Consider the following 21,704-nt stretch of genomic DNA (forward strand, 5'->3'; position numbering starts at 1 on the left):
TACGGGCGCAATTTAAAACTGTTCATGCCATCCATGGCGTCACTATAAGTACTTTGCTAAACCCCGGCCCTATCATCCCTGGTACGGCGTTCGCGGCTCCTTAACCCGCCGCTCACCCAGCTGAGCTACGGGCGCAATTTAAAACTGTTCATGCCATCCATGGCGTCACTATAAGTACTTCGCTAAACCCCGGCCCCACCATCCGTGGTGCGGCGTTCGCGGCTCCTTAACCCGCCGCTCACCCAGCTGAGCTACGGGCGCAAAGTTTTCGACACACTTAAGATGCGTACCAGTAGGTGGCGGAGAGGGAGGGATTGATTCGCGACTCCCTGTCGCTCACCCTTCGGGCAGCAAAGCTGCCCAAATCGGCTCTCCCTGCCGATTTGTCGAACCCTTTTACCGGGTTCTCATCCCTCCACCTCATGTTATACCCGGAGGGCTATCACCCCTCCGGGTACGAACATGGCGGAGAGGGAGGGATTCGAACCCTCGATGGGCTTTTAACCCATACTCCCTTAGCAGGGGAGCGCCTTCAACCACTCGGCCACCTCTCCAGTATTCTAGCTAACTGAATCCGATCTTAATCTCCATCGGGAGTATATGGTTCTAAGCTCGGCTCTTCCTGACAACCTCGAAGCGGGAAACACGATACGTTCCCCATGCCATCCCTGGCGAAACCATCAGGACTTCGCCAAACCCCGGCCCTACCGTCCCTGGTACGGCGTTCGTCGCGCTGCGAATGTTCACTGAACATTTGGTCGCAACTCACCCCCATACCAGCGCAGCGCCTTCAACCACTCGGCCACCTCTCCGGTAAACTCGTACTGGGAATTACGATGCGCTTCCTGCCATCCATGGCGAGAAAATCAGGGCTCCGATAAACCCCGGCCCTACCGTCCCTGGTACGGCGTTCGTCGCGCTGCGAATGTTCACTGAACATTCGGTCGCTCCTCACCCAATCACTTAAATCTACGATAACGGCGGGTACGATTGCGGTAAAACCACACTAACTCTCCGGCTCGCCAGTTTCCTCACCAGCATCAGGCTCACTGACTTCGGCCTTCTCCGGCTCTTGCTCTTGAGGTGCTTCCGGCTGCTGACGCTGGGCCTTCTCCTGTTGTATGCGTTCGTAGATCTCCTCACGGTGGACCGCGATCTCTCTAGGGGCGTTAACGCCAATACGAACCTGGTTCCCCCTGATGCCAAGCACCGTCACATTTACATCATCACCGATCATGAGCGATTCACCAACCCTGCGCGTTAAGATCAACATGGCGACATCTCCTTTATCCGATCTTTAGTCACTCCTCGTAAACCTAAGCATAGACCAACGACAGCCCTGCACTTCACATTCCGTCTACCCGATCCAGCGCCTTAGTTCTGTACTCCTCACCCTGAACTGTTTCCCAGATCAAAGGCCGAATGTAAGGTCCTGATCCCAAGCTCAAGATATTTCTCGTCTACCACGATAGATATCTTAATCTCAGAAGTCGAAATCATCATGATATTGATGCCTTCATCAGCAAGCGCTTTAAACATCTTGCTGGCGATACCCGCATGCGAACGCATCCCGATTCCGACGACGGAGATCTTGACGATATGATTGTCCCCGGAGACATCTCGCGCGCCCATGGATTTGGCAATTCCACCCAAAAGCTTCAGGGCCTTCTCGTAATCACTGCGGTGGACTGTGAAAGTAAAATCGGTCGTGTTATCCACGCCAACATTCTGCACGATCATATCCACTTCGACATTGGCATCGGCAATGGGTCCCAGGATGCGAAAGGCAATGCCTGGTTCATCTGGCACGCCCACAACGGTCAGTTTTGCCTCGTCGCGATTGTACGCAACGCCAGATATCAAGGCTTGTTCCATGCTTTTGTCCTCAGCGACAATCTGTGTTCCCAGGCCATCCTCAAACGAGGACAGCACACGTATTGGTACGTCGTATTTTCTCGCAAACTCGACGGCCCGGATCTGCAAAACCTTCGCCCCGAGACTCGCCAACTCCAACATCTCCTCATACGCAAGGCGATCCAGGCGTCGGGCTTCCGCGACGATGCGTGGATCCGCCGTATAGACCCCATCCACATCTGTATAGATATGGCACTCGTCAGCCTCCAAGGCTGACGCCATCGCAACCGCCGTGGTATCCGAACCACCACGCCCCAGGGTGGTGATATTGCCGTATTCATCAACACCCTGAAAGCCGGCCACCACAACCACTCGTCCCTCTTTCAGGCCCTTGCGTACCCGAGCTGCATCGATATCCATGATGCGCGCTTTATTGTGCGCGCTGTCGGTGAGGATGTGCACCTGAGCGCCTGTGTAGGATCGTGCCGGGCAGTTCCGCGACTCCAGCGCCATACTCAATAGCGCAATGGTCACCTGCTCCCCGGTTGACAAGAGCACATCCAACTCCCGTGCGCAGGGCCGCTCTGAAACAGCGCTGGCGAGTCCGACCAGCCGATCAGTCTCCCCTTCCATGGCCGATAACACCACCACGACGTCGTGGCCGTCCTTGCGTGCGGCGATCACCTTCTCTGCGACAACGCCGATGCGTTCGACATTGCCTATCGAGGTGCCACCATATTTCTGAACGATCAATGCCATAGCATGAGTGCGATAAAAAGCGCGAATTCTACCGGATCCATGGCCAGCCCGTTATCAATACCTTAAAGTTTATCGACGAACCTGTTTTCTCACCCAGTCCGGCACACGCTCAAGCGCAGCATCAAGCTTTTCCGGTCGAGTGCCGCCTGCCTGGGCCATGTCTGCCCGGCCGCCACCACGACCGCCCACCTGTCTCGCCACAAAGTTGACGAGTTCACCTGCTTTTACTTTCTCCGTGCTGTCCTGGGTGACGCCCGCCACCAGACTTACCTTGTTATCCACCACCGAGGCGAGCACCAATGCTGCTGTCCCGAGTTTGTTCTTCAATTGATCGACCGTATCACGCAGGGTCTTGGGTTCGGCCCCCTCCAGTGTCGCCGCGAGGACCTTGATACCGTCAATCTCCACGGCCTGAGACGCTAGATCGCTTCCGGCGCTGCTGGCAAGCTTCGCCTTCAGGCGCTCGACCTCCTTCTCCAGCGCCTTCATACGCTCGAGAAGCTGCGTGATCTTGTCACCCACAACATCCCGATCAACGCGGAGCAGCTTCTGAACATTTGCAAGTTGCTCATCCGTCTCCTCCGTCCAATCTAATGCCCCTTCTCCGGTCACGGCCTCGATGCGCCGGATCCCCGCGGCAATGCCCGTCTCCGAGGTGATTTTGAAAAAACCGATGTCCCCGGCCCGTCGCACATGCGTGCCACCGCAAAGCTCGGTCGAGAAATCAGTAATAGAAAGAACCCTGACGTTGTCTGCGTATTTCTCGCCAAAGAGCGACATGGCGCCGGACTCGAGCGCCTTATCAAGTGGCATGACATTTGTGACGACCTCGCTGTTTGCAAGTATCTGGGAATTTACCATGCGCTCGATCGCCTTCAGCTCAGAGGGCTCAACGGGTTCAGGATGTGAAAAATCAAAGCGCAGTCGATCCGGCGCAACAAGGGAGCCCTTCTGTATGACCGACTCACCCAACACTTTACGCAATGCGGCATGAACAAGATGCGTCGCCGTGTGGTTGCGTACCGTATTTCGGCGGGTGCGTCCATCGACCTTGGCAGTCAGTTTCTGCCCGATGCGAAGGGTCCCGCGTGCAAGCACACCAATGTGCACGTGGGCGTCTCCCTGCTTCTGCGTATCACTCACTTCAAAGAGTACCTCTTCGCCTTGCAGTGTCCCGCGATCACCTACCTGCCCGCCAGCCTCAGCGTAAAAGGGTGTGCGCTCCAGCACCACGCCACCGGTTTGTCCAGTGCTAAGCTCATTCACGGGCTCACCATCGTAATAGAGCGCTAGCACCTTGCCCGCCTCTTCCAATGTCTCGTAACCACAGAACTCTGTTGAAAGCCCGGTCTCCGGTACATTGCTGAGGTCCATTTCAAACTTTGAAGCAGCGCGAGCCCGATCGCGTTGTTCCGCCATGGCCGCTTCAAATCCTTCCATCTCAAGCGTCAACCCACGCTCCCTGGCAATGTCCGCGGTGAGGTCAACGGGAAACCCGTAGGTATCATAGAGCTTAAATACTTCCTTGCCGGAAATGACTTTATCCGAAAGTTTACTGATAACCTCTTCAAGCAGTTTCATGCCCTGATCAAGCGTCTCGGCAAAGCGCTCCTCTTCTTGCTTAAGCACATGCTCGACTCGTTCGGCATTCTTCGCGAGCTCCGGATACGCTGTCCCCATCTCGCGATCCAGCGGTGCAACCAACTTGTAGAGGAACGGCTCAGCAAGGCCCAGCTTGTAACCGTGGCGGATGGCGCGGCGGATGATCCGTCGCAACACATAACCTCGTCCTTCATTGGACGGCACAACACCGTCAACAACCAGAAAGGCACAGGAACGTATGTGGTCCGCGATGACCTGAAGCGATGTTTTATTCAGATCGCCGCCACCTGCAATCTCCGATATGGCATGGATAAGACTTCGGAAGATGTCAATATCGTAATTGCTATGCACACCTTGCATCACGGCAGCGATGCGCTCAAGCCCCATGCCGGTGTCTACAGAAGGATGCGGAATCGGATCTAATTTGCCATTCGCGTCCCTGTTATATTGCGTAAAGACGAGATTCCAGATCTCTACATAGCGATCGCCCTCATGGCCTGAAACGCTGGGCGGATTCCCCGGTATCCCTTCGCCATGATCGTAGAAGATCTCGGTGCAGGGGCCACAGGGTCCCATATCACCCATGGACCAGAAATTATTCGCTGCCCCACAACGCGCGAACTGTGCCGGGTCTACACCGACTTCCTTAAGCCAGATGTCCGCGGCTTCATCATCATTCTCAAAAACTGTAATCCACAGTCTATCCGCGCTGACACCCAAGACCTCCGTGAGAAATTCCCAGGAATAACCGATGGCTTCATGCTTGAAATAATCGCCGAAACTGAAATTACCGAGCATTTCAAAGAACGTGTGGTGGCGCGCCGTATATCCCACGTTCTCCAGGTCATTGTGCTTGCCCCCGACACGAACACAGCGTTGACTAGAAGCAGCCCGTTTGTAGGGTCGCTCATCGAGACCTAAAAAAACGTCCTTGAACTGAATCATGCCCGCATTGGTAAACAAAAGCGTGGGGTCGTTCGCCGGAACCAAGGAGCTGCTTGGGACGATCTCATGTCCCTTGTCGCGGAAGTACCCGAGAAATGCGTTGCGTATCTCTGCGCTGCTTTCCATAACTAATGACACGCAGGATTCATTACATGGCGGATCTGTTCGCTCGTGAACCCGCGGTATTGAAGAAAACGTGACTGTCGTGCTCGTTCGCGATAATCAGACGGTAGCTCACTTCCAAAACGCTTCTGTCTGACGACAGCGGCGCGCTCATGCCACGCCAGCTCATTTAAATCAATGTAAGTCGCGAGGAGATTGTCGCTGATGCCGCGTTGTCGCAGTTCCTGAGCGATTCGACATGGACCATATCCTTTGTCCGTACGATGATGCACGAACGCTTCAATGAAGCGTTCGTCACTCTGGAGTTGCTCTGCCTCGAGTTGATCCAGTACAGTGCGAACCGCCTGAGCCTCATAGCCTCGCGCATCCAATTTTCGCTGCAATTCCGTTTTGCTGTGCTCACGCTTAGCCAACAGCGCGAGCGCCCGTTGCCGGATCTCCTTGGGCGCTTCCGTCAGGCTTCAGCCTCCTCGGCTTCAGCCTCCTCGGCGACAGCCTCTGGGATCACATCTGGGAGGGCTTTTTTGCGTATTTCGCTTTCGATGTTACGGACAGTGTCAGGGCGTTCCTTCAGGAAGTTGCGAACATTGTCCTTGCCCTGGCCTATACGCTCTCCTTGATAGCTGTACCAAGCCCCCGTCTTCTCGATGAGTCCGTGCTTTACACCCAGATCAATGATCTCACCCTCTCTGGAAATGCCTTCACCGTAAAGGATATCGAAGTGCGCTTCCTTAAACGGTGGCGCGACCTTGTTTTTAACCACCTTCACGCGGGTCTCGTTGCCGATGACCTCATCAGCACGCTTGATGGCGCCAATTCGTCGGATGTCCAGCCGAACCGATGCGTAGAACTTGAGCGCATTGCCTCCAGAAGTTGTCTCCGGGTTGCCGAACATGACACCGATCTTAATGCGGATCTGATTGATAAACATCACCAGCGTGTTAGAGCGGTTGATATTGGCAGCTAACTTGCGTAGGGCCTGGGACATCAGTCGGGCCTGAAGGCCAACGTGGCTATCGCCCATTTCGCCCTCGATCTCGGCCTTCGGCGTGAGCGCGGCAACCGAATCGATGACCAACACATCCACGGCCCCGGAACGGACCAGCATATCCGTGATCTCCAGCGCCTGCTCGCCGGTATCGGGTTGGGAGACGAGCAGGTCTTCAACGTTGACGCCAAGTTTCTCAGTATACTTGGGATCCATTGCATGCTCGGCGTCTATAAACGCTGCCGTGCCGCCCAGTTTTTGCGCCTCGGCTACCACATGGAGCGCCAGCGTCGTCTTACCTGACGCTTCAGGCCCATATACTTCGACGACGCGCCCGCGGGGTACACCACCCACACCAAGCGCAATGTCGAGTCCAAGCGATCCGGTGGGGATGGTTTTCACATCGCGGACGATACCAGCATCACTCATGCGCATCACTGATCCCTTACCGAACTGCTTCTCGATTTGGCCAAGTGCAATACTAAGGGCCTGTTTCTTCTTTTCGCCCATTGATTCTCTCATCACTGATTCTCTCACCACAGTCTCGTCTGAATGGCGTTCAGATTATCCCACAGATTTCCTCGCAGCGCCTAGCACCGCCGAATAATAGCGAACCGCGATGGCCGACGACCCAGCGATCTGTCAAACCGACCCTACGACAGGGGCCAGGTCTTCAAGATCGTGTACTGGGCGCCATCAGAACGGGTCACCGACTCAACCAGCGAGAAGGACCTGACCTGCCACGCAACAGGGTCGGGTGGATCCGCGCGCACGGCACGCCTGGCTTTCCGTGCGATGGTGACGTGCGCATGGAAAGGACGCTTATCCAGCGCGATGCCGCACCCCGACACCCCCGCATAAAGGTTCCCAGCAAGGGCCGCCAGGGCATCCGGCACCACGGGGGCGCCAATCCAGACCACCCGCGGTCCTCGCCACCAGCCAATCTGATCCAGCGCTAAAACGAACGCATGACCTGCCACTGAATCGGCTGCCCGTTCAGCGCAGGCACGGCGCTCAGCATCCATAGGACCCAGAAAGAGCAGCGTGATATGGAAATTCTCCCGGGCGACAAGCCGACCAGCTTGTCGGGGCAAGCATCCCGCGATCGCACCGATCTCGCGTCTCACCGCATCGTCCGGCCACAGGGCAAAGAAGAGTCGTTGCAATGGGGTCCGTGCCCCCCTTGACCCGCTTGTCATGTTCCATTATTCCAGCATGTCCGAGAGGCCTTGCAGCGCCGCCATGACCGCCTGGCGCCGTATCGCGCCTCGGTCACCCGAAAACTGCAACCGGGCGGCGCGTGTTTGCCCATCATGCACCGCCCAGGCCAACCAGACGGTGCCGACCGGCTTATCCGGTACACCACCCTCAGGTCCTGCAATGCCGGTCACGGCCACGCTGATATGGGCACGGCTATGCCTGAGCGCACCTTCCGCCATTTCTGAGACCACCTCCTCGCTGACTGCGCCGTAGCGCTCAAGCGTCTCGGCACGCACATCCGAGAGTTCCTTTTTGGCTTCGTTTGAATAGGTCACATAACCGCGTTCAAACCATTCGGAGCTTCCCGGGATGGAGGTGATGGCCTGTGATAACCCGCCTCCTGTACAGGACTCGGCTGTGACCAGCATCATATTGTGGGTCACTAACAGCTTGCCCACTCGCGCAGCCATTACACCACAGGCATCCTGAGACAAATCCCTACCCTCTGGTAAGTCACAAGCTTAACAATCGTTGAACGCACTACGCTCTTCTTACGCTGAAGAACGCCGACAGCAGATCTCCGCACGCATCACCCATGACGCCGCTCTCCACCATTACGCGATGATTAAGTCGGTCTGTGCCGAGGACGTCGAACACGCTTCCGGCTGCCCCGCCCTTCGGGTCCATGGCACCGAAGGCAACACGTGCAACACGTGCGTTTATCAGCGCACCGGCGCACATGACGCAGGGCTCGAGCGTGACATATAAGGTTGAATTGGGCAGACGATAGTTACCCGTTCGCTCTGCCGCCTCTCTGAGTGCCAGGATCTCTGCATGTGCACTTGGGTCGGAGTTTGAGATGGGGCAGTTCCATCCCTCGCCGATGCATTCACCGTCTTGTACCAGCACGGCGCCCACCGGAACCTCGCCAGCCGCCTCGGCCCGCCGTGCCAATTCCAATGCACGCTGCATCCATTGCTTATCGTCGCTCATTCCCACTCGATCGTCGCGGGGGGTTTGTCGGAGATATCGTAGGTCACCCTAGAGATACCTTGCACCTCATTAATGATCCGGCTGCTTACGGTGTCCAGGAAATCATACGGCAGATGTGCCCAGCGTGCAGTCATAAAGTCAACGGTTTCGACCGCACGCAAGGCGATCACGTAATCGTATTCACGACTGTCACCTTTAACGCCTACCGACTTGACGGGAAGGAAAACGGCAAACGCCTGACTCACCTTATTATAAAGATCGGCTTTTTTAAGTTCCTCAAGATAGATGGCGTCTGCCCGGCGCAAAATGTCCGCATATTCCTTGCGCACTTCTCCAAGTATTCGAACGCCAAGCCCAGGTCCGGGGAATGGATGCCGAAACACCATGTCATACGGCAGGCCGAGTTCCACACCGAGTTTTCGTACCTCATCTTTGAAAAGCTCGCGCAGCGGTTCGACGAGTTCCAGTTGCATCTCTTCCGGTAAACCCGCCACGTTGTGGTGCGATTTGATCACATGGGCCTTGCCGGTCTTGGCCGCTGCAGACTCGATGACGTCGGGATAGATCGTACCCTGCGCAAGCCACTGCACGTCTGTGACTTTGACCGCTTCCTCTTCAAAGATCTTAATGAACAACCCGCCGATAATCTTGCGTTTCTCTTCCGGATCATCCACACCCCGAAGTGCGTCCAAGAACCGCGGTTCCGCGTCCACGCGATTCACCCGAACACCCATGTGCTCGGCAAACGTCGCCATGACCTGATCGGCCTCGTGTAGCCGCAGCAACCCGTTGTCGACGAACACACAGGTCAGCTGATCGCCAATCGCCCGATGTAGTAATGCTGCGACCACCGAGGAGTCCACACCCCCGGAGAGCGCAAGCAGAACCTTCTCCTCACCAACCTGTTCACGAACCCGCCGCACACTGTCTTCAATGATGTGCTCGGTCGTCCAGAGTGAATCACAACCACAGATGTCATGGATGAAGCACTGCAGGATGCGCGCACCCTGGTGCGTATGCGTGACCTCGGGGTGAAACTGCAGCCCGTAGAAGCGGCGGCTTTCATCGGCCATGCCGGCATTCGGGGCATTGTCGGTCGAGGCAATGACCTGGAAGCCTTCGGGCAAACGCGTGACCCGATCGCCGTGACTCATCCACACATCCAGAAGACCGGCGCCATTCTCTGCCGTGTGATCCTGAATATCCTCCAAGAGCTTGGACGTACCGCGCGCTTGCACCTGCGCGTAGCCGAATTCACGTAGGTGCGAGGTCTCGACCTCACCGCCTAGCTGGGCAGCCATCGTTTGCATCCCATAACAGATCCCGAGTACAGGAACGCCCAGCTCAAAAACAACCTGGGGCGCCTTGACCTCTTGGGCTACCGTGACCGACTCCGGCCCACCCGAGAGAATGATGCCCTTGGGCTGGTATTCACGGATGGCATCGGCATCCATGTCGAACGGATGGATCTCGCTATAGACGCCGGCTTCACGCACGCGGCGGGCGATCAGCTGAATAGTTTGCGAGCCAAAATCGAGGATCAAAATTCGTTGAGCGTGGATATCACTCATGACAGGATAACACTCGATACACACACAGCGACCACAGGCTTTAAAAGCGAAAAGCGCGGCGCCCTGCGTTTAAACACTATGCTGTTCTAAGTGTCAGGGATCGCGCGAGTCAACACGATAGTTGGGTGCTTCCTTGGTAATGGTGACATCGTGCACATGGCTTTCTCGCATCCCGGCGTAGCTGATGCGCACGAATGTTGGCTTGGTTCGCATCTCCTCAAGGTTTTGACACCCGGTATAGCCCATCGCGGCCCTGAGACCCCCAAGCAGTTGACGGATGATCGCGGAAAGGTTTCCTTTATATGGCACGCGTCCCTCGATGCCCTCCGGCACCAGTTTTTCAATCTCCCCGCTTTCCTGGAAGTAACGGTCCGACGAACCATGCTCCTGCGACATGGCACCCACCGATCCCATGCCACGGTAGGACTTGTAAGATCGCCCCTGATAGAGCTCCACTTCCCCAGGTGCCTCTTCCGTGCCGGCGAAAAGGCTGCCGATCATCACTGAATAGGCACCGGCCACGATGGCCTTGGCGATATCACCCGGATGGCGGATGCCGCCGTCCGAGATCACAGGCAGGCCGCTCTTGGCCATGGCAGTCGCTACGTCGGCCACGGCCGTGATCTGGGGTACGCCGACGCCGGTGACCACACGCGTGGTGCAGATGGATCCGGGACCGAGGCCGACCTTTACCGCATCCGCCCCTGCCTTGAGCAGGGCCGTTGCCCCGTCCGCCGTGGCCACGTTGCCGCCAATGACCTGGGCTTCCGGGTGGTGCTTCTTGATCCAGCGCACCGTCTCGAGCACGCTCTCGGAGTGGCCGTGGGCCGTATCCACTACGACCACGTCGACACCCGCGTCCACGAGTGCGGCAACCCGCTCGTGTGTCCCGGGTCCTGTGCCCACTGCGGCGCCCACGCGGAGCCGTTCCTGTTCATCTTTGCAGGCATTGGGATATTCGCTGGCCTTCTGGATATCCTTGACCGTAATAAGGCCCCGTAGCTGAAATTTGTCGTTCACCACCAATACCTTCTCGATGCGGTGCTTATGCAAAAGGGCGACAACCTCATCGCTGCTGGCGCCCTCCTCGACCGTGACCAGCCGCTCCTTCGGGGTCATCGTGCTATGAACTGGCTGATCGTAACGCGTCTCAAACCGCAGATCCCGGCCCGTTACGATCCCGACCAGATCTTCGCCTTCCACGACCGGGACCCCGGAAATATTGTGGGAACGCGTGATATCCAGCACTTCCCTGATGCTCGTCTCAGGGCTGACCGTGATCGGATCCTTAATAACGCCGCTTTCGAACTTCTTTACCAGGCGCACATGCCGCGCCTGCTCCCCAGCGTGCATGTTCTTGTGAATGATACCGATGCCGCCCTCCTGCGCGAGCGTGATGGCCAGGCGCGCCTCGGTGACAGTATCCATGGCAGCGGAAGCAATGGGCATATTGAGGCGAATATCCCGGGTAAGCTGCGTTTCCACGTGCGCCTCGTGCGGCAACACCTGCGAGTACGCCGGGACAAGGAGCACATCATCGAAGGTGAGGGCCTCTTTTGAAACGCGCATAGCAAGAATCGAGAATCGCGGACGGTAAAATAGCCAGTTATTCTAATTGCAACGGGCGGATGGGTAAACGCCGAATACCGCTCACCGGCACCCGACCGCTCTGCGGCGTCGGTCAAATTGCAGTAAAGCGTTTGGGTTAATGCGCGTAGCGCAAGCGATAGTAGCGCCGCAACAGCCAGAAGGCGAAGAGCGGTGCACAGACAAACGCGGCAACCAGAAATGGCAACAGCAAACCAAGCCAGGCGATGGGCCCGACTGAATAGAGCACATCATCGAGATCATAGAGCGCATGGGCCGCTGCAATGTCTGGTTCATCCTCGTCCTGGACTTCCTTGATCTTTTCCCTGACCCAGAAAATCGCCACAATGGCAAAGCCGGTACCGATGCCAAGGGGAATTGCCCACGCGCCCAGCACGCTGTCACGCAGACCGAACCCGACGCCGACGAACAGTAACGCCGTCACGCTCAAATCACACGCCAGATCGTACTGATGGCCCCACTCGCTTCTCTGACCAGTAAGTCGGGCTAATTCGCCGTCGGCGCGATCCAGGAACGTTGAGAACAGAAACAACAGGCCACCCCAGAAGACCCACCCCGGCGTACCGACGGCAAAGGCCGCTGCGGCACCCACACCGGTCAAAAGACGAAGCGTGGTGAGGTGATTCGGCGTAATGCGTGTGCCGACAAGCGGACGCACCGTCTGTCGTGCGATTCGGTGGCTCCAGGTATTCCAGCTCATGAGCACATCATTATAGCCTAGAACCGCGCTTTAGCGAATTTTGGCCAAAAACACCCACTTTGAGACGTGTTGGTTATATACGCGCGCTATCGCGTATGATCTCGCCATGTTGGATCCCCAGGACTTAAGCCGTGAAGGGCAAACGACCCGCGAGATCTACACGGTCACGCGGCTGAATCGTGAAGCCAAGGCTATCCTGGAGGGGAGCTTTCCGATGATCTGGATTGATGGGGAACTCTCCAACATTGCACGTCCCGCGTCCGGTCATATCTATTTCACCCTGAAAGACGAGAACTCACAGGTTCGCTGCGCAATGTTCCGGACCTGGAACCGGCTGCTCGAGTTCACCCCGGATAATGGCATGCAGGTGCTGCTCCGCGCACGGGTCGGCCTCTATGAAGGACGGGGTGAATTTCAGATCGTCGTCGAACACATGGAACCGTCCGGCGACGGAGCCTTAAGGCGAGCCTTTGAGGAACTCAAGCAACGACTTTTCAAAGAAGGTTTGTTCGAGGAGAAACACAAACTTCCGCTGCCGATGGTGCCCGAATGCCTAGGCGTCATTACCTCTCCGACGGGTGCTGCGATCCGTGACATCTTGAGCATCCTGAAGCGCCGCTTTCCGGCAATCCCCATCATCATCTATCCGGTACCGGTGCAGGGAAGAGATGCGGCCCCACAGATCGCAAAAGCCATTGGACGCGTGGAGCTTGAGGCACAATGCAACGTCGTGATCCTCGCGAGAGGCGGCGGTTCACTCGAAGACCTTTGGGCCTTCAACGAGGAGATGCTCGCCCGAGCCATCTACGCCTGTAAAGTCCCTATCGTCACCGGCATCGGCCACGAGATCGACTTCACCATCGCCGATTTTGTCGCGGATGTGCGCGCCCCCACCCCGTCGGCGAGTGCCGAGCTTGTAAGTCCCGATCAGTGGCAGGTCAATGAAACGCTCACGCGAATGGAATTCCGCCTGCAGCGCTACATGCAGGCGCTATTACGGGAGCGGCGCCAGGCACTGGGGCATCTCACCAAGCGTATGCCCCATCCCGTCAAGCGGCTTCACGACATTGCACAGCGGGTAGATGATCTTGCTCAGCGCTATGGGCTTGCCATGCAGACAGCATGGCGAGCGAAGCTTGCCGCGCTCCGTGAGTTGTCCGCACACCTGCAACGCCAGAACCCTATGCAAACGCTGAAGATGCACGGGCAACGTTGTGCCCATTATGAAGACCGCCTGAGACGAATGATGGTGCACACATTGCAAGCGCTGACTGTCGAACTCAATAACATGCGGCATGCGCTCGAGACAGTGAGCCCCCTGGCAACGCTTGACCGCGGCTATGCGATCGTCACAAGGCTGCCTGACGGAGCCGTGGTGCGAGATGCCAAAGCGCTCAAAAAAGGTAAGCGCGTGCGTGCGCGCTTTGCGAAAGGCCATGCCCATGCGACGGTGGACGAACTCTTTGACGAGTAGTGGTGTGATGCGACGGACGGCGATCATCGCTCTCGTGATCTTGACGAGTGGCACAAGCCACGCACAAACCCTGCCGCATGCCGAGTCTGTACCGGGCGGCATCGCCGTTATTGCACTTGACGTGAATGAGAAGCCCGTGGCCTATTATCGCGGACGCCGCGCGATGGTTATCGAGGCCAACGGCACCTGGCATGCCGTCTTGGGGATCCCGTTAAGTGCGACACCAGGCACCCACAAGCTCAAGGTAAAGACACCAAAAAAGGAGTCCACCCACGCGTTTGAGGTGAAGGATAAGGAGTACGCCATCCAACACATTACGATCACGGACGATCGCAAGGTGAACCCCACGCCGGAGGATCTCAAACGGATCGCGCGCGAGAAGACCTTAATCCGGGAAGCCTTGGCCCACTGGCGGGACACCAACGATGTCGCCCTGGTGCTCGCCCTGCCGGTGGACGGTCCCATCAGCAGCCCATTCGGGTTACGGCGTGTCCTGAACGATCAACCCCGCAAACCCCATAGCGGTTTGGATATTGCCGCCGCACGCGGAACGCCCGTGGAGGCCGCCGCATCGGGTCGGGTGATCCGCACTGGGGATTATTTCTTCAACGGCAACACGGTGTTCATCGACCACGGCCAGGGGCTCGTGACCATGTATTGCCACCTGGATAGTGTGACTGTCGCCCCAGGACAGGAAATCGGTCAGGGGGAGATCATCGGCCAGGTGGGTATGACTGGTCGGGTCACCGGCGCGCACCTTCACTGGGGCGTGATCCTGAATCAGAGCTCGGTAGATCCAGGGCTGTTCTTGGATCAGTAACCCAGCCAGTTGCGAAGCCGATACCACCACTGGCCGATGGACTCATGGAGCGCATCCCGGCTCTGGGCGAGCGATCCGGCATCGGGCAGCCAGTCAAGCACCGGGTGCGGTGGTCTGTCTTGCGCTGCAAACATCGTGGGGGCGGGCGTGACGGTAAAGCCGACCACTTCGAACGCCTCCACGGCCCGGGGCATGTGGATCGCATGGGTCACCAGATAAACATGCTCCACCCCGGCGTCTTCCAGGATCGCGCGGCTCTTGATGGCGTTCTCCCGGGTATTGCGGCTCTCTCCTTCTTGCCATTTCGCTTCCGCGCGAAATATGTCACGCAAGGCATCGTTCATCAGCCGCGCCTCTGACTGATCGTCATCATCCAGGTTACCGCCGGTCACGAGAATGGGGAGCCCCGTTTTCTTCTTGAGATACACCGCATAGCGCAAACGCTCCAAGGCGTCGGTGCCCACGGTATCCCCACCGTACTCCGGCGCGTCAGAATAGCGCCCGCCGCCGAGCACCACGATGGCTTGGGGTCCCCCCGCTGCTTCGAGGACCTGGGGAAGAGCCGGATAGGTCTCAAGACTGGACACCAAGGGTCGGCTGATGGCAGAGATACTCAATATATATAAGGTAAGGACAGAGAGGACGACCAGCACCGTACCCAAGAGCGGCCGTCGCCCGGAGATCAGAAATCCCAAGAGAACCACCAGGATAATGACGCCCGGCGGCAGGATGAGCGCCTTGATGCCAGCAAGTAGGAGCGGCTCCATGTATCAGGCTACCGACTGACCGAGGGATTCGCCCATCGCCTGACGGTCGGCATGATAGGACGAGCGCACCATCGGGCCGCTGGCGACATTCGCAAAACCGAGTCCCCGGGCATACTCGCCGAGATGATCAAACTCTTCGGGGGTAACGAAACGCTCAACTCCGAGATGATACCGGCTCGGCTGCAGATACTGGCCCACGGTCAACATGTCACACCCATGAGTGCGAAGATCGCGGAGCACTGCTTGCACCTCTTCCATTTGTTCCCCCAAACCGAGCATCAAACCCGACTTCGTCGGCACAGCCGGGTAACGCTCCCCAAAGCGCTGCAATAACTTCAGAGACCACCCATAGTCACCGCCCGGGCGCACCTTTTTATATAGGCGCGGCACCGTCTCCAGATTGTGGTTAAAGACATCGGGTGGCGCTTGCCAGATCCTTTCCAGGGCCACATCCATACGAGCGCGAAAGTCGGGGACCAGGATCTCCACGCGGATCCCGGGGACCCTTGCGCGCACCGCACGAACGCACTCCGCAAAGTGACCGGCACCGCCGTCTCGAAGGTCATCCCGGTCCACGGAGGTGATCACCACGTAGTTCAATCCCATCCGCGCCACGGCCTCTGCCAGGTGCCGGGGCTCTTCCGGGTCCAGGGGTTCGGGGCGGCCATGGGCCACATCGCAAAAAGGACAGCGACGCGTGCACAGATCCCCCATGATCATGAAGGTGGCGGTGCCGTGCCCAAAACATTCACCCAGGTTCGGGCAAGCCGCCTCCTCGCATACGGTGTGCAGATTGTGCTGGCGAAGGAGCGCCTTCAGTCGGAGCACGTTCGGCGCAACCGGCGCCTTGGCGCGGATCCACGGGGGCTTGCGTGGTAGCGGTCCCTCCATTGGGATCACCTTGATGGGAATGCGCGAGGTTTTCTCCGCACCACGCTGCGCCCGGGTTGGCCGACGTCGCCCACCATCGCGCGGCTTTGAGGCCACCCCGCTCACCGCACTAACCGATGCATCATGCCCATTGACATCCAAATTTTTCAAAAGGTAGGGCAGGAACGACCGGCCCGCCGTATCAACCCCACCACGAAATCCATAATCACTCAATTGCGTGACTTTGAGTCCCGGGAAACCGCACGGGTTGATGCGATCAAACGGGCTCAAGTCCATTGCCACGTTCAACGCAAGACCATGGTAGCTGCACCCTCCTTTGACACGAAGACCTAGGGCAGCGATCTTCCGCTCATTGACATAGACACCCGGTGCGCCCGCACGTTCACTGGCCTGTATGTTTTGTGCTGACAGAAAATCGATCACCGATTGCTCAAGCAGGCTCACCAGCTGCTTCACGCCCCAACCGGCACGCTTGAGATCCAGCAGCACATAGACAACGAGCTGACCGGGGCCATGATAGGTCACTTGCCCGCCGCGATCGGAATGGACGAGGGGAATATCTCCCGGATCCAGCACGTGTTCTTCCTTGCCGGAAAGCCCCAGAGTGAAGACGCCCGGGTGCTCGAGGAGCCAGATCTCATCGGGGGTTTTCCCCATTCGCGCCACGGTGAACCGGCGCATCGCCTCAAACGTCGCCTCGTACGGGGCCAATCCGAGTTCTCGAATGACGGGGATCATGGAACCGGCGTCCCCTAAAGAAGTATCAAGACCCGTTCCTGCGCGTGAAGCGCCCGATAGATGGTATCGACCTGCTCCCGGTTTTCGGCATCGACGGTCACGGTCACAGAGACATACTTGCCGCCCCGGCTCAGCCGGGAAGTCACGGCGCCCTCTTTGATGTCCAGCGCATGCCGGCGAACGATCTCCACCACCAGAAGATCGAAATCGTCCTCGGCAAGGCCCATGGCCTTGATGGGGAACTGACACGGGAATGTCAGCGGTGATTCTTCACTCAGCTGCAGCTGTTCGAACATGGCATGAATCGGGATAGTCCGATCCTTATATATATACTCATCATAGCGTCTGGGGAGGTCAATGCCCAATCCGCACGCGCCAAATCCGCTGTTTTTAAATGATCAATGAGATCAATTTGATGGCGGAAAATCGCCTCAAAGTGCCGCATACATTCTCGTATCCTGGTGCTACAATCGCGGCTGAGATAATCCTGCGGCACGTCCGTGCCAGGGGCTAAGATTAGGTGGCCCAGACCAGCCCGAAACGAGGGGCCAGACGGGTACGAGGTCACAATTACCAGGGCTCTCAGCCCACATCCATGGGGGGTTCACAACATGAGCGTATCAGGTCATCTGAGTAACAAGGATACGTGGCTACGGGGACTGTTTATCCTGATCTTCGCTGTCATCTACTACGTCGCTGCGTTCGTTGTCTGCGTCGTCGTGATATTCCAGTTCATCACAAAGCTTTTTACCGGCAAGGTGAATCGGGAAACGACGGTACTGGGCCAGAGTCTCAGCACCTTTATCTATCAGATTCTTCTTTTTGTGACCTTCAAATCGGATCAGAAGCCGTATCCCTTTTCTCCCTGGCCGAAGGCTGCGCCTCAATCTTCCGCCGCCGCTCCAGCAAGGAAAAAGACGACAAAGAAGAAAAAATAAAAAGGTTTTGATGCGGGGTTCCGCCCCCACACGACGGGATTATTTGTAGCGGGTTCCCGCACCCGCAGAAGGGTAACTTTCCTTAGCGACAAGAGGAAGGGCCTTGCGGCCCTCCCTATTTTAGGTCCGCAAGGTGGAACGTAGCATCCAGGCACTCTTCTCATGAGCCTGCGTACGTTGTACTAAGAGGTCTACAGTTGCGTTGTCACCGATCTCCTCCGCGATCGTAATCACATCGCGCAACGTCCGAACGATCGCCTCGTTACCCTCGGCGAGGATGCGTACCATCTCTTCCGCGCTCGGCACGTCGGTGACCTGGTCGATCGAACTTAGACGCGCGAATTCCGCGTAGGTCCCCGGGGCCGGATGTCCGATGGCGCGGATGCGCTCCGCGATTCCGTCCACTGCTGCGGCTAGCTCCGTGTACTGCTGCTCGAAGAGGCCATGCAGTGCGAAGAAGTGCGGCCCGGTTACATTCCAGTGAAAGTTCTGTGTCTGAAGATAGAGCGTATAGGTGTCCGCCAGGACGCGGGATAACGCCTCGGCGACGGCGGCGCGCTTCGAATTAGGTAGTCCGCTGCCGGTACTCCGCTCAGTCTTGCTCGCAGTGATGGTGGTTGTCATGACGTTCTCCTCAAGTTTTTCTTGCGAATTGGGCTTGCGACAGTAAAGATAAAGGAGCCCAAACCATTAATCCAATCAATTATGTTTATACGTATAATAGATGTTGTCTATCAGCCGTTGATTATCGCGCGTATCCAAGCTGGACCGTTTTAGAGCTGATACGCTCATGACCAGCGGACGATAAGGAGTGAGCCCCATGTTTTTATTATGGCTTGGTCTTGCATTATGGTGCGCTGTCCATTTGACGCCCGCTCTGGCACCCCGCTTCAGGACGCGCCTCACCGATAACCTTGGTGAGAGGATCTACAAATCACTCTTCGCTATTCTTAGTATCGCAGCGATCGTGCTGATGGTTTATGGTTGGAAGGCACTTGAACCTGGCCTCGTCGTTGCACCCCCCACTGTAGCAAGACCGGTCGCAGGCGTGCTGGTATTAATTGCCCTGATTTTGTTTGTCGCGCCCTACCTTAAAACGAATATAAAGCGAGTGCTTCGCCATCCTCAGCTGACAGGCGTTGTGCTTTGGAGCATTGCACATCTCTTCGCAAACGGCGACGTGCGCAGCATCATTCTCTTTGGCGTTCTGGGGCTTTGGGCGATCGCCGAAATGATCCTTATTAATCGGCGTGACGTGGCTTGGGCAAAGCCTGATCGTGTTCCAGTTGCGAAGGACGTAATAACCGCAACTGTGGGTGTCGTGCTCTATGGCGGACTCTTATTCGCCCACCCGTATCTTTCAGGCGTTGCCATTATTGCTGCCCTATGAGAGCTATGAGAAGCGGGTTCCCGCACCCGAAGCCGAGGTACTTTGACGAGAATCCTCCATGGTTCTCGCCCTGCGGGCAGACTCCGTCTGCCCAAATTCGATCCTGTCGAATTTGTCTTGGGCGACAAGACAATTTTACCGGGAGCAAAATTGGACCGCGTTAGCAACCCCTACGGGGGCCGCGCTAGGGAATGTGCGGATCAAAGTACCAAAGAAACGCTTCCCGACGACTGAGTCCCTCCGCTCGTTTCTTCGCTGCGCTATGCTGCTTCTCTCGTAACCCAGGCATTACCTTCCCTGGCAAGCCCGTTCGGTGGGGTGGCGCTCCACTGGAGCCCCACCTCTTTCCGTCTCACCCCGCACTTCTTAACTCCCTCGGGCTCGCCCGACGGGCCTTCCATAACCCGGCGTGCTCGGGCGGTCTCCCACTATGAGACCAAATGGCAGACGGCGCTTTTCGACGTCATGATTGACAGGGCCAGTAATCTCGCCAATAATCCATTATAGTTCAATAAGTAATAAATCATAGTTCAACAAAATCTTGGGGACGTCCTGCTAACTAGTTGCTGGTGAAGAAGATGCGATCAAGCGGGCCGAGGAATTACACGGTGTCCCCGATGGGGTGAGCCAATGAGACATCCTTGCAGCGCCGTGCTCGTCTTGATGATCATAGCGCTCCTATTTGCTAGAGGAACCTGGGCAGCGGGTAACGACCCCGAGACAGTCGCGGCAAGGAAGAACGAAGTTTCAGTATCTCCAAGCAGTTTGTTCGGATTGGGCAAGCAGGAGATCGCGCTCGCGGCGGGATACGGGTTCGGGCTCCCAGTTGGCGGGAGCAAAGGTACCGAGTCGGAAGACGTCCAGTATGCGTACCTGGCTCCCCGCTGGGGCATCGGCATCAGTAACCCCCTTGGAGGGAACGCCTGGTACCGGGGTAACTTTGAGCTGCTAGTGGAAGGGTCGTTCTTTTTCAACCACGAGCCCAGGAGTGGAACCGCTGCGGGGGGCGCCGCGATCTTCCGCTACAACTTTCTGGCCGGAGACACGTTCATTCCCTTTCTGGAAGCCGGGGCAGGGATCATTTCTCTGGATTTCGATCTCGACAACCAGGCGGACGGCTTAAATTTCACGACCCAGGGTGGGCTGGGCTTTCATTACTTCTTCTCAGAACGAACGGCATTGACCGGGGAATGGCGGTTCCTCCATATCTCGAATGCCAGCATCAACTCACCCAACGCCGGCATCAATACCAGTTTGTTCCTCGTCGGGGTGTCGTACTTCTTTAACTGACGGCGAGGAAAAAGACCAAAAAGAAGAAATAAAAGCGATTTTGATGCGGGGTTCCGCCCCTGCGCGACGGGTTCATTTTGACGATGGTCCATCCGTGGCCCTAGGGAAAAAAGGGGTCGGAGGGTGCTTGCTTCAGTTTTGTGGGCGGGTTCCCGCGGTCAATGAATTCGAGCGGTGCCCGCAAGGAAATGTACAACAACATCGACCCCGACTTGGACAGTGGCAACCACAAGGCCTGCGAGCGCTGCGCGCCAGGTGGTCTGGATCGTCACGCACAGAAAACCGTTTATCGTTGCGTAACTTAAGCCTAAACTAAAAAACGCCAAGGCCCACTTATCTCCTTCGAACACGAACCAAGAAAACCAGATCACTGGGAGCAGAATCAGAAAGGCCGCGAGAAAGCTGGCGGGGCGGGCCTCCTGCAAGCGCGTGCAATAACCCGGCCGCGACTGCGAGCCAGCCAGTTGCAATTACGATTCTTATCAGGGCCGCTTTGCCTTGATCAACGCCTTGGACCTCGGTCGGTGTTGTCAACGCGTAGACGACATACAACACCCAAAACACACCGATTCCCACAAGCCAGCGTTGCTTGGCGTCCCCCATCTAGAGCCAGCGCCGCACTTTGTTCTTATACAATAAATACTCGTTGCCAAATTTCCTCTCTAAATAACGTTCTTCGCGCGAAATCACACCCCACCACAGAAGCCAGGCGGAAACCGCTGCCAACACGATAAACCAGAGGCTATTTATCCAGATCCCAACACCCACTTGGAGCAGCACCATAGCGAGGTAAATCGGGTTACGGGAAAATCGGAATGGACCGCGCACGACTATTGCATCGGTCGGCTTGCTCGGCGGTATCGAAGCACCCCCCGATACCAACGTAAATACAGCCCACGAGAAAAAGCCAAACGCGATTGCAACGACGACAGGACCAATCGCCGCGGGAAATTCATTGGGTAGGAAACTAAGCGGGACAATCCACCGCAAGAGGAAACCCAGGATGAGCGCGACAGCGAGCAAAAGCGGCGGGTGAAACGCCACCCCTGCGTG

General features: G+C 57.1%; 22 protein-coding genes, 1 tRNA gene and 1 pseudogene. 5 read left to right on the forward strand and 19 right to left on the reverse strand.

The features are described 5' to 3' along the window. Nucleotides 1-463: 463 nt before the first annotated feature. From O6944_05400 to O6944_05455, 12 genes are all read right to left on the reverse strand, one after another. Nucleotides 464-554 (reverse strand) — tRNA-Ser (locus O6944_05400). Between the two features lie 452 nt (nt 555-1,006). After that, complete coding sequence (gene csrA / locus O6944_05405; protein MCZ6718573.1) at nt 1,007-1,273, reverse strand: carbon storage regulator CsrA; 267 nt, start codon at nt 1,271-1,273, stop codon at nt 1,007-1,009. 116 nt (nt 1,274-1,389) lie between these two features. Beyond that, nucleotides 1,390-2,613 (reverse strand): aspartate kinase, encoded by a 1,224-nt coding sequence (locus O6944_05410; protein ID MCZ6718574.1) that lies wholly within the window; start codon nt 2,611-2,613, stop codon nt 1,390-1,392. 69 nt (nt 2,614-2,682) lie between these two features. Further along, nucleotides 2,683-5,286, reverse strand: a complete 2,604-nt coding sequence (alaS, locus tag O6944_05415; GenBank protein MCZ6718575.1) for an alanine--tRNA ligase — start codon at nt 5,284-5,286, stop codon at nt 2,683-2,685. A 2-nt stretch (nt 5,287-5,288) separates the two neighbouring features. Continuing rightward, complete coding sequence (locus O6944_05420; protein MCZ6718576.1) at nt 5,289-5,666, reverse strand: regulatory protein RecX; 378 nt, start codon at nt 5,664-5,666, stop codon at nt 5,289-5,291. A gap of 71 nt (nt 5,667-5,737) precedes the next feature. Continuing rightward, on the reverse strand, nt 5,738-6,781 hold the full coding sequence (recA, locus tag O6944_05425) for a recombinase RecA (protein ID MCZ6718577.1): 1,044 nt from the start codon (nt 6,779-6,781) through the stop codon (nt 5,738-5,740). Between the two features lie 143 nt (nt 6,782-6,924). Continuing rightward, nucleotides 6,925-7,470, reverse strand: a complete 546-nt coding sequence (thpR, locus tag O6944_05430; GenBank protein MCZ6718578.1) for an RNA 2',3'-cyclic phosphodiesterase — start codon at nt 7,468-7,470, stop codon at nt 6,925-6,927. Between the two features lie 6 nt (nt 7,471-7,476). Then, nucleotides 7,477-7,941, reverse strand: coding sequence for a CinA family protein (locus tag O6944_05435; protein MCZ6718579.1), 465 nt, complete (start codon nt 7,939-7,941; stop codon nt 7,477-7,479). 70 nt (nt 7,942-8,011) lie between these two features. Continuing rightward, nucleotides 8,012-8,464: a tRNA adenosine(34) deaminase TadA gene (tadA, locus tag O6944_05440; protein MCZ6718580.1), complete on the reverse strand. Its 453-nt coding sequence runs from the start codon at nt 8,462-8,464 to the stop codon at nt 8,012-8,014. After that, a complete protein-coding gene (gene guaA / locus O6944_05445; GenBank protein ID MCZ6718581.1) occupies nt 8,461-10,035 on the reverse strand; it encodes a glutamine-hydrolyzing GMP synthase in 1,575 nt (524 codons plus the stop codon). The genes tadA and guaA overlap by 4 nt, the downstream gene beginning before the upstream one ends. A 93-nt stretch (nt 10,036-10,128) precedes the next feature. Then, nucleotides 10,129-11,604 (reverse strand): IMP dehydrogenase, encoded by a 1,476-nt coding sequence (gene guaB / locus O6944_05450; GenBank protein MCZ6718582.1) that lies wholly within the window; start codon nt 11,602-11,604, stop codon nt 10,129-10,131. 136 nt (nt 11,605-11,740) lie between these two features. Continuing rightward, nucleotides 11,741-12,343, reverse strand: coding sequence for a CDP-alcohol phosphatidyltransferase family protein (locus O6944_05455; GenBank protein ID MCZ6718583.1), 603 nt, complete (start codon nt 12,341-12,343; stop codon nt 11,741-11,743). Nucleotides 12,344-12,383: 40 nt separating this feature from the next. On the opposite strand from O6944_05455, the gene xseA reads away from it, so the two are divergent. Together xseA and O6944_05465 are read left to right on the forward strand one after the other, a co-directional pair. Further along, the gene (gene xseA, locus O6944_05460; GenBank protein ID MCZ6718584.1) at nt 12,384-13,817 is read left to right on the forward strand and encodes an exodeoxyribonuclease VII large subunit; all 1,434 of its coding nucleotides are present in this window, start codon (nt 12,384-12,386) and stop codon (nt 13,815-13,817) included. Between the two features lie 7 nt (nt 13,818-13,824). After that, nucleotides 13,825-14,637, forward strand: coding sequence for a peptidoglycan DD-metalloendopeptidase family protein (locus O6944_05465; GenBank protein MCZ6718585.1), 813 nt, complete (start codon nt 13,825-13,827; stop codon nt 14,635-14,637). Here the strand turns inward: O6944_05465 and O6944_05470 are convergent. The 4 genes and pseudogenes from O6944_05470 to O6944_05485 form a co-directional block, all read right to left on the reverse strand. Beyond that, nucleotides 14,631-15,404 (reverse strand): YdcF family protein, encoded by a 774-nt coding sequence (locus O6944_05470; GenBank protein MCZ6718586.1) that lies wholly within the window; start codon nt 15,402-15,404, stop codon nt 14,631-14,633. The two genes, O6944_05465 and O6944_05470, sit on opposite strands and share 7 nt — an antisense overlap. A gap of 3 nt (nt 15,405-15,407) precedes the next feature. Then, nucleotides 15,408-16,391, reverse strand: a complete 984-nt coding sequence (lipA, locus tag O6944_05475; protein MCZ6718587.1) for a lipoyl synthase — start codon at nt 16,389-16,391, stop codon at nt 15,408-15,410. Nucleotides 16,392-16,427: 36 nt separating this feature from the next. Next, a pseudogene (gene lipB, locus O6944_05480) lies at nt 16,428-17,033 on the reverse strand (lipoyl(octanoyl) transferase LipB). A gap of 14 nt (nt 17,034-17,047) precedes the next feature. Continuing rightward, entirely contained in the window at nt 17,048-17,311 is a 264-nt protein-coding gene (locus O6944_05485; protein ID MCZ6718588.1) for a DUF493 domain-containing protein, read from the reverse strand. Nucleotides 17,312-17,644: 333 nt separating this feature from the next. Here O6944_05485 and O6944_05490 point away from each other — a divergent pair, with 333 nt between their 5' ends. Beyond that, complete coding sequence (locus O6944_05490) at nt 17,645-17,971, forward strand: DUF4389 domain-containing protein (protein MCZ6718589.1); 327 nt, start codon at nt 17,645-17,647, stop codon at nt 17,969-17,971. A gap of 120 nt (nt 17,972-18,091) precedes the next feature. Here O6944_05490 and O6944_05495 read toward each other — a convergent pair whose 3' ends face one another. Next, nucleotides 18,092-18,595: a DNA starvation/stationary phase protection protein gene (locus tag O6944_05495; protein MCZ6718590.1), complete on the reverse strand. Its 504-nt coding sequence runs from the start codon at nt 18,593-18,595 to the stop codon at nt 18,092-18,094. Nucleotides 18,596-18,791: 196 nt separating this feature from the next. On the opposite strand from O6944_05495, the gene O6944_05500 reads away from it, so the two are divergent. Both O6944_05500 and O6944_05505 read left to right on the forward strand, forming a co-directional pair. Next, nucleotides 18,792-19,361, forward strand: coding sequence for an NnrU family protein (locus O6944_05500; GenBank protein MCZ6718591.1), 570 nt, complete (start codon nt 18,792-18,794; stop codon nt 19,359-19,361). 630 nt (nt 19,362-19,991) lie between these two features. After that, nucleotides 19,992-20,651 (forward strand): acyloxyacyl hydrolase, encoded by a 660-nt coding sequence (locus tag O6944_05505; protein MCZ6718592.1) that lies wholly within the window; start codon nt 19,992-19,994, stop codon nt 20,649-20,651. 158 nt (nt 20,652-20,809) lie between these two features. On the opposite strand, the gene O6944_05510 is transcribed toward O6944_05505, so the two are convergent. Together O6944_05510 and O6944_05515 are read right to left on the reverse strand one after the other, a co-directional pair. After that, complete coding sequence (locus tag O6944_05510) at nt 20,810-21,121, reverse strand: hypothetical protein (protein MCZ6718593.1); 312 nt, start codon at nt 21,119-21,121, stop codon at nt 20,810-20,812. A gap of 133 nt (nt 21,122-21,254) precedes the next feature. Further along, the coding region (locus O6944_05515; protein ID MCZ6718594.1) for an isoprenylcysteine carboxylmethyltransferase family protein at nt 21,255-21,704 on the reverse strand (450 nt) is incomplete at its 5' end.

This window comes from Gammaproteobacteria bacterium (assembly GCA_027296625.1).
In the GTDB taxonomy this organism is placed as follows: domain Bacteria; phylum Pseudomonadota; class Gammaproteobacteria; order JAKEHO01; family JAKEHO01; genus JAKEHO01.

What these genes read in the sequence shown, in the direction of transcription:
- csrA (MCZ6718573.1), bottom strand. Translation starts at nt 1,273, where the DNA reads ATGTTGATCTTAACGCGCAGGGTTGGTGAATCGCTCATGATCGGTGAT.
- O6944_05410 (MCZ6718574.1), bottom strand. Translation starts at nt 2,613, where the DNA reads ATGGCATTGATCGTTCAGAAATATGGTGGCACCTCGATAGGCAATGTC.
- alaS (MCZ6718575.1), bottom strand. Translation starts at nt 5,286, where the DNA reads ATGGAAAGCAGCGCAGAGATACGCAACGCATTTCTCGGGTACTTCCGC.
- recA (MCZ6718577.1), bottom strand. Translation starts at nt 6,781, where the DNA reads ATGGGCGAAAAGAAGAAACAGGCCCTTAGTATTGCACTTGGCCAAATC.
- thpR (MCZ6718578.1), bottom strand. Translation starts at nt 7,470, where the DNA reads ATGACAAGCGGGTCAAGGGGGGCACGGACCCCATTGCAACGACTCTTC.
- O6944_05435 (MCZ6718579.1), bottom strand. Translation starts at nt 7,941, where the DNA reads ATGGCTGCGCGAGTGGGCAAGCTGTTAGTGACCCACAATATGATGCTG.
- tadA (MCZ6718580.1), bottom strand. Translation starts at nt 8,464, where the DNA reads ATGAGCGACGATAAGCAATGGATGCAGCGTGCATTGGAATTGGCACGG.
- guaA (MCZ6718581.1), bottom strand. Translation starts at nt 10,035, where the DNA reads ATGAGTGATATCCACGCTCAACGAATTTTGATCCTCGATTTTGGCTCG.
- guaB (MCZ6718582.1), bottom strand. Translation starts at nt 11,604, where the DNA reads ATGCGCGTTTCAAAAGAGGCCCTCACCTTCGATGATGTGCTCCTTGTC.
- O6944_05455 (MCZ6718583.1), bottom strand. Translation starts at nt 12,343, where the DNA reads ATGAGCTGGAATACCTGGAGCCACCGAATCGCACGACAGACGGTGCGT.
- O6944_05465 (MCZ6718585.1), top strand. Translation starts at nt 13,825, where the DNA reads ATGCGACGGACGGCGATCATCGCTCTCGTGATCTTGACGAGTGGCACA.
- O6944_05470 (MCZ6718586.1), bottom strand. Translation starts at nt 15,404, where the DNA reads ATGGAGCCGCTCCTACTTGCTGGCATCAAGGCGCTCATCCTGCCGCCG.
- O6944_05490 (MCZ6718589.1), top strand. Translation starts at nt 17,645, where the DNA reads ATGAGCGTATCAGGTCATCTGAGTAACAAGGATACGTGGCTACGGGGA.
- O6944_05495 (MCZ6718590.1), bottom strand. Translation starts at nt 18,595, where the DNA reads ATGACAACCACCATCACTGCGAGCAAGACTGAGCGGAGTACCGGCAGC.
- O6944_05500 (MCZ6718591.1), top strand. Translation starts at nt 18,792, where the DNA reads ATGTTTTTATTATGGCTTGGTCTTGCATTATGGTGCGCTGTCCATTTG.
- O6944_05505 (MCZ6718592.1), top strand. Translation starts at nt 19,992, where the DNA reads ATGAGACATCCTTGCAGCGCCGTGCTCGTCTTGATGATCATAGCGCTC.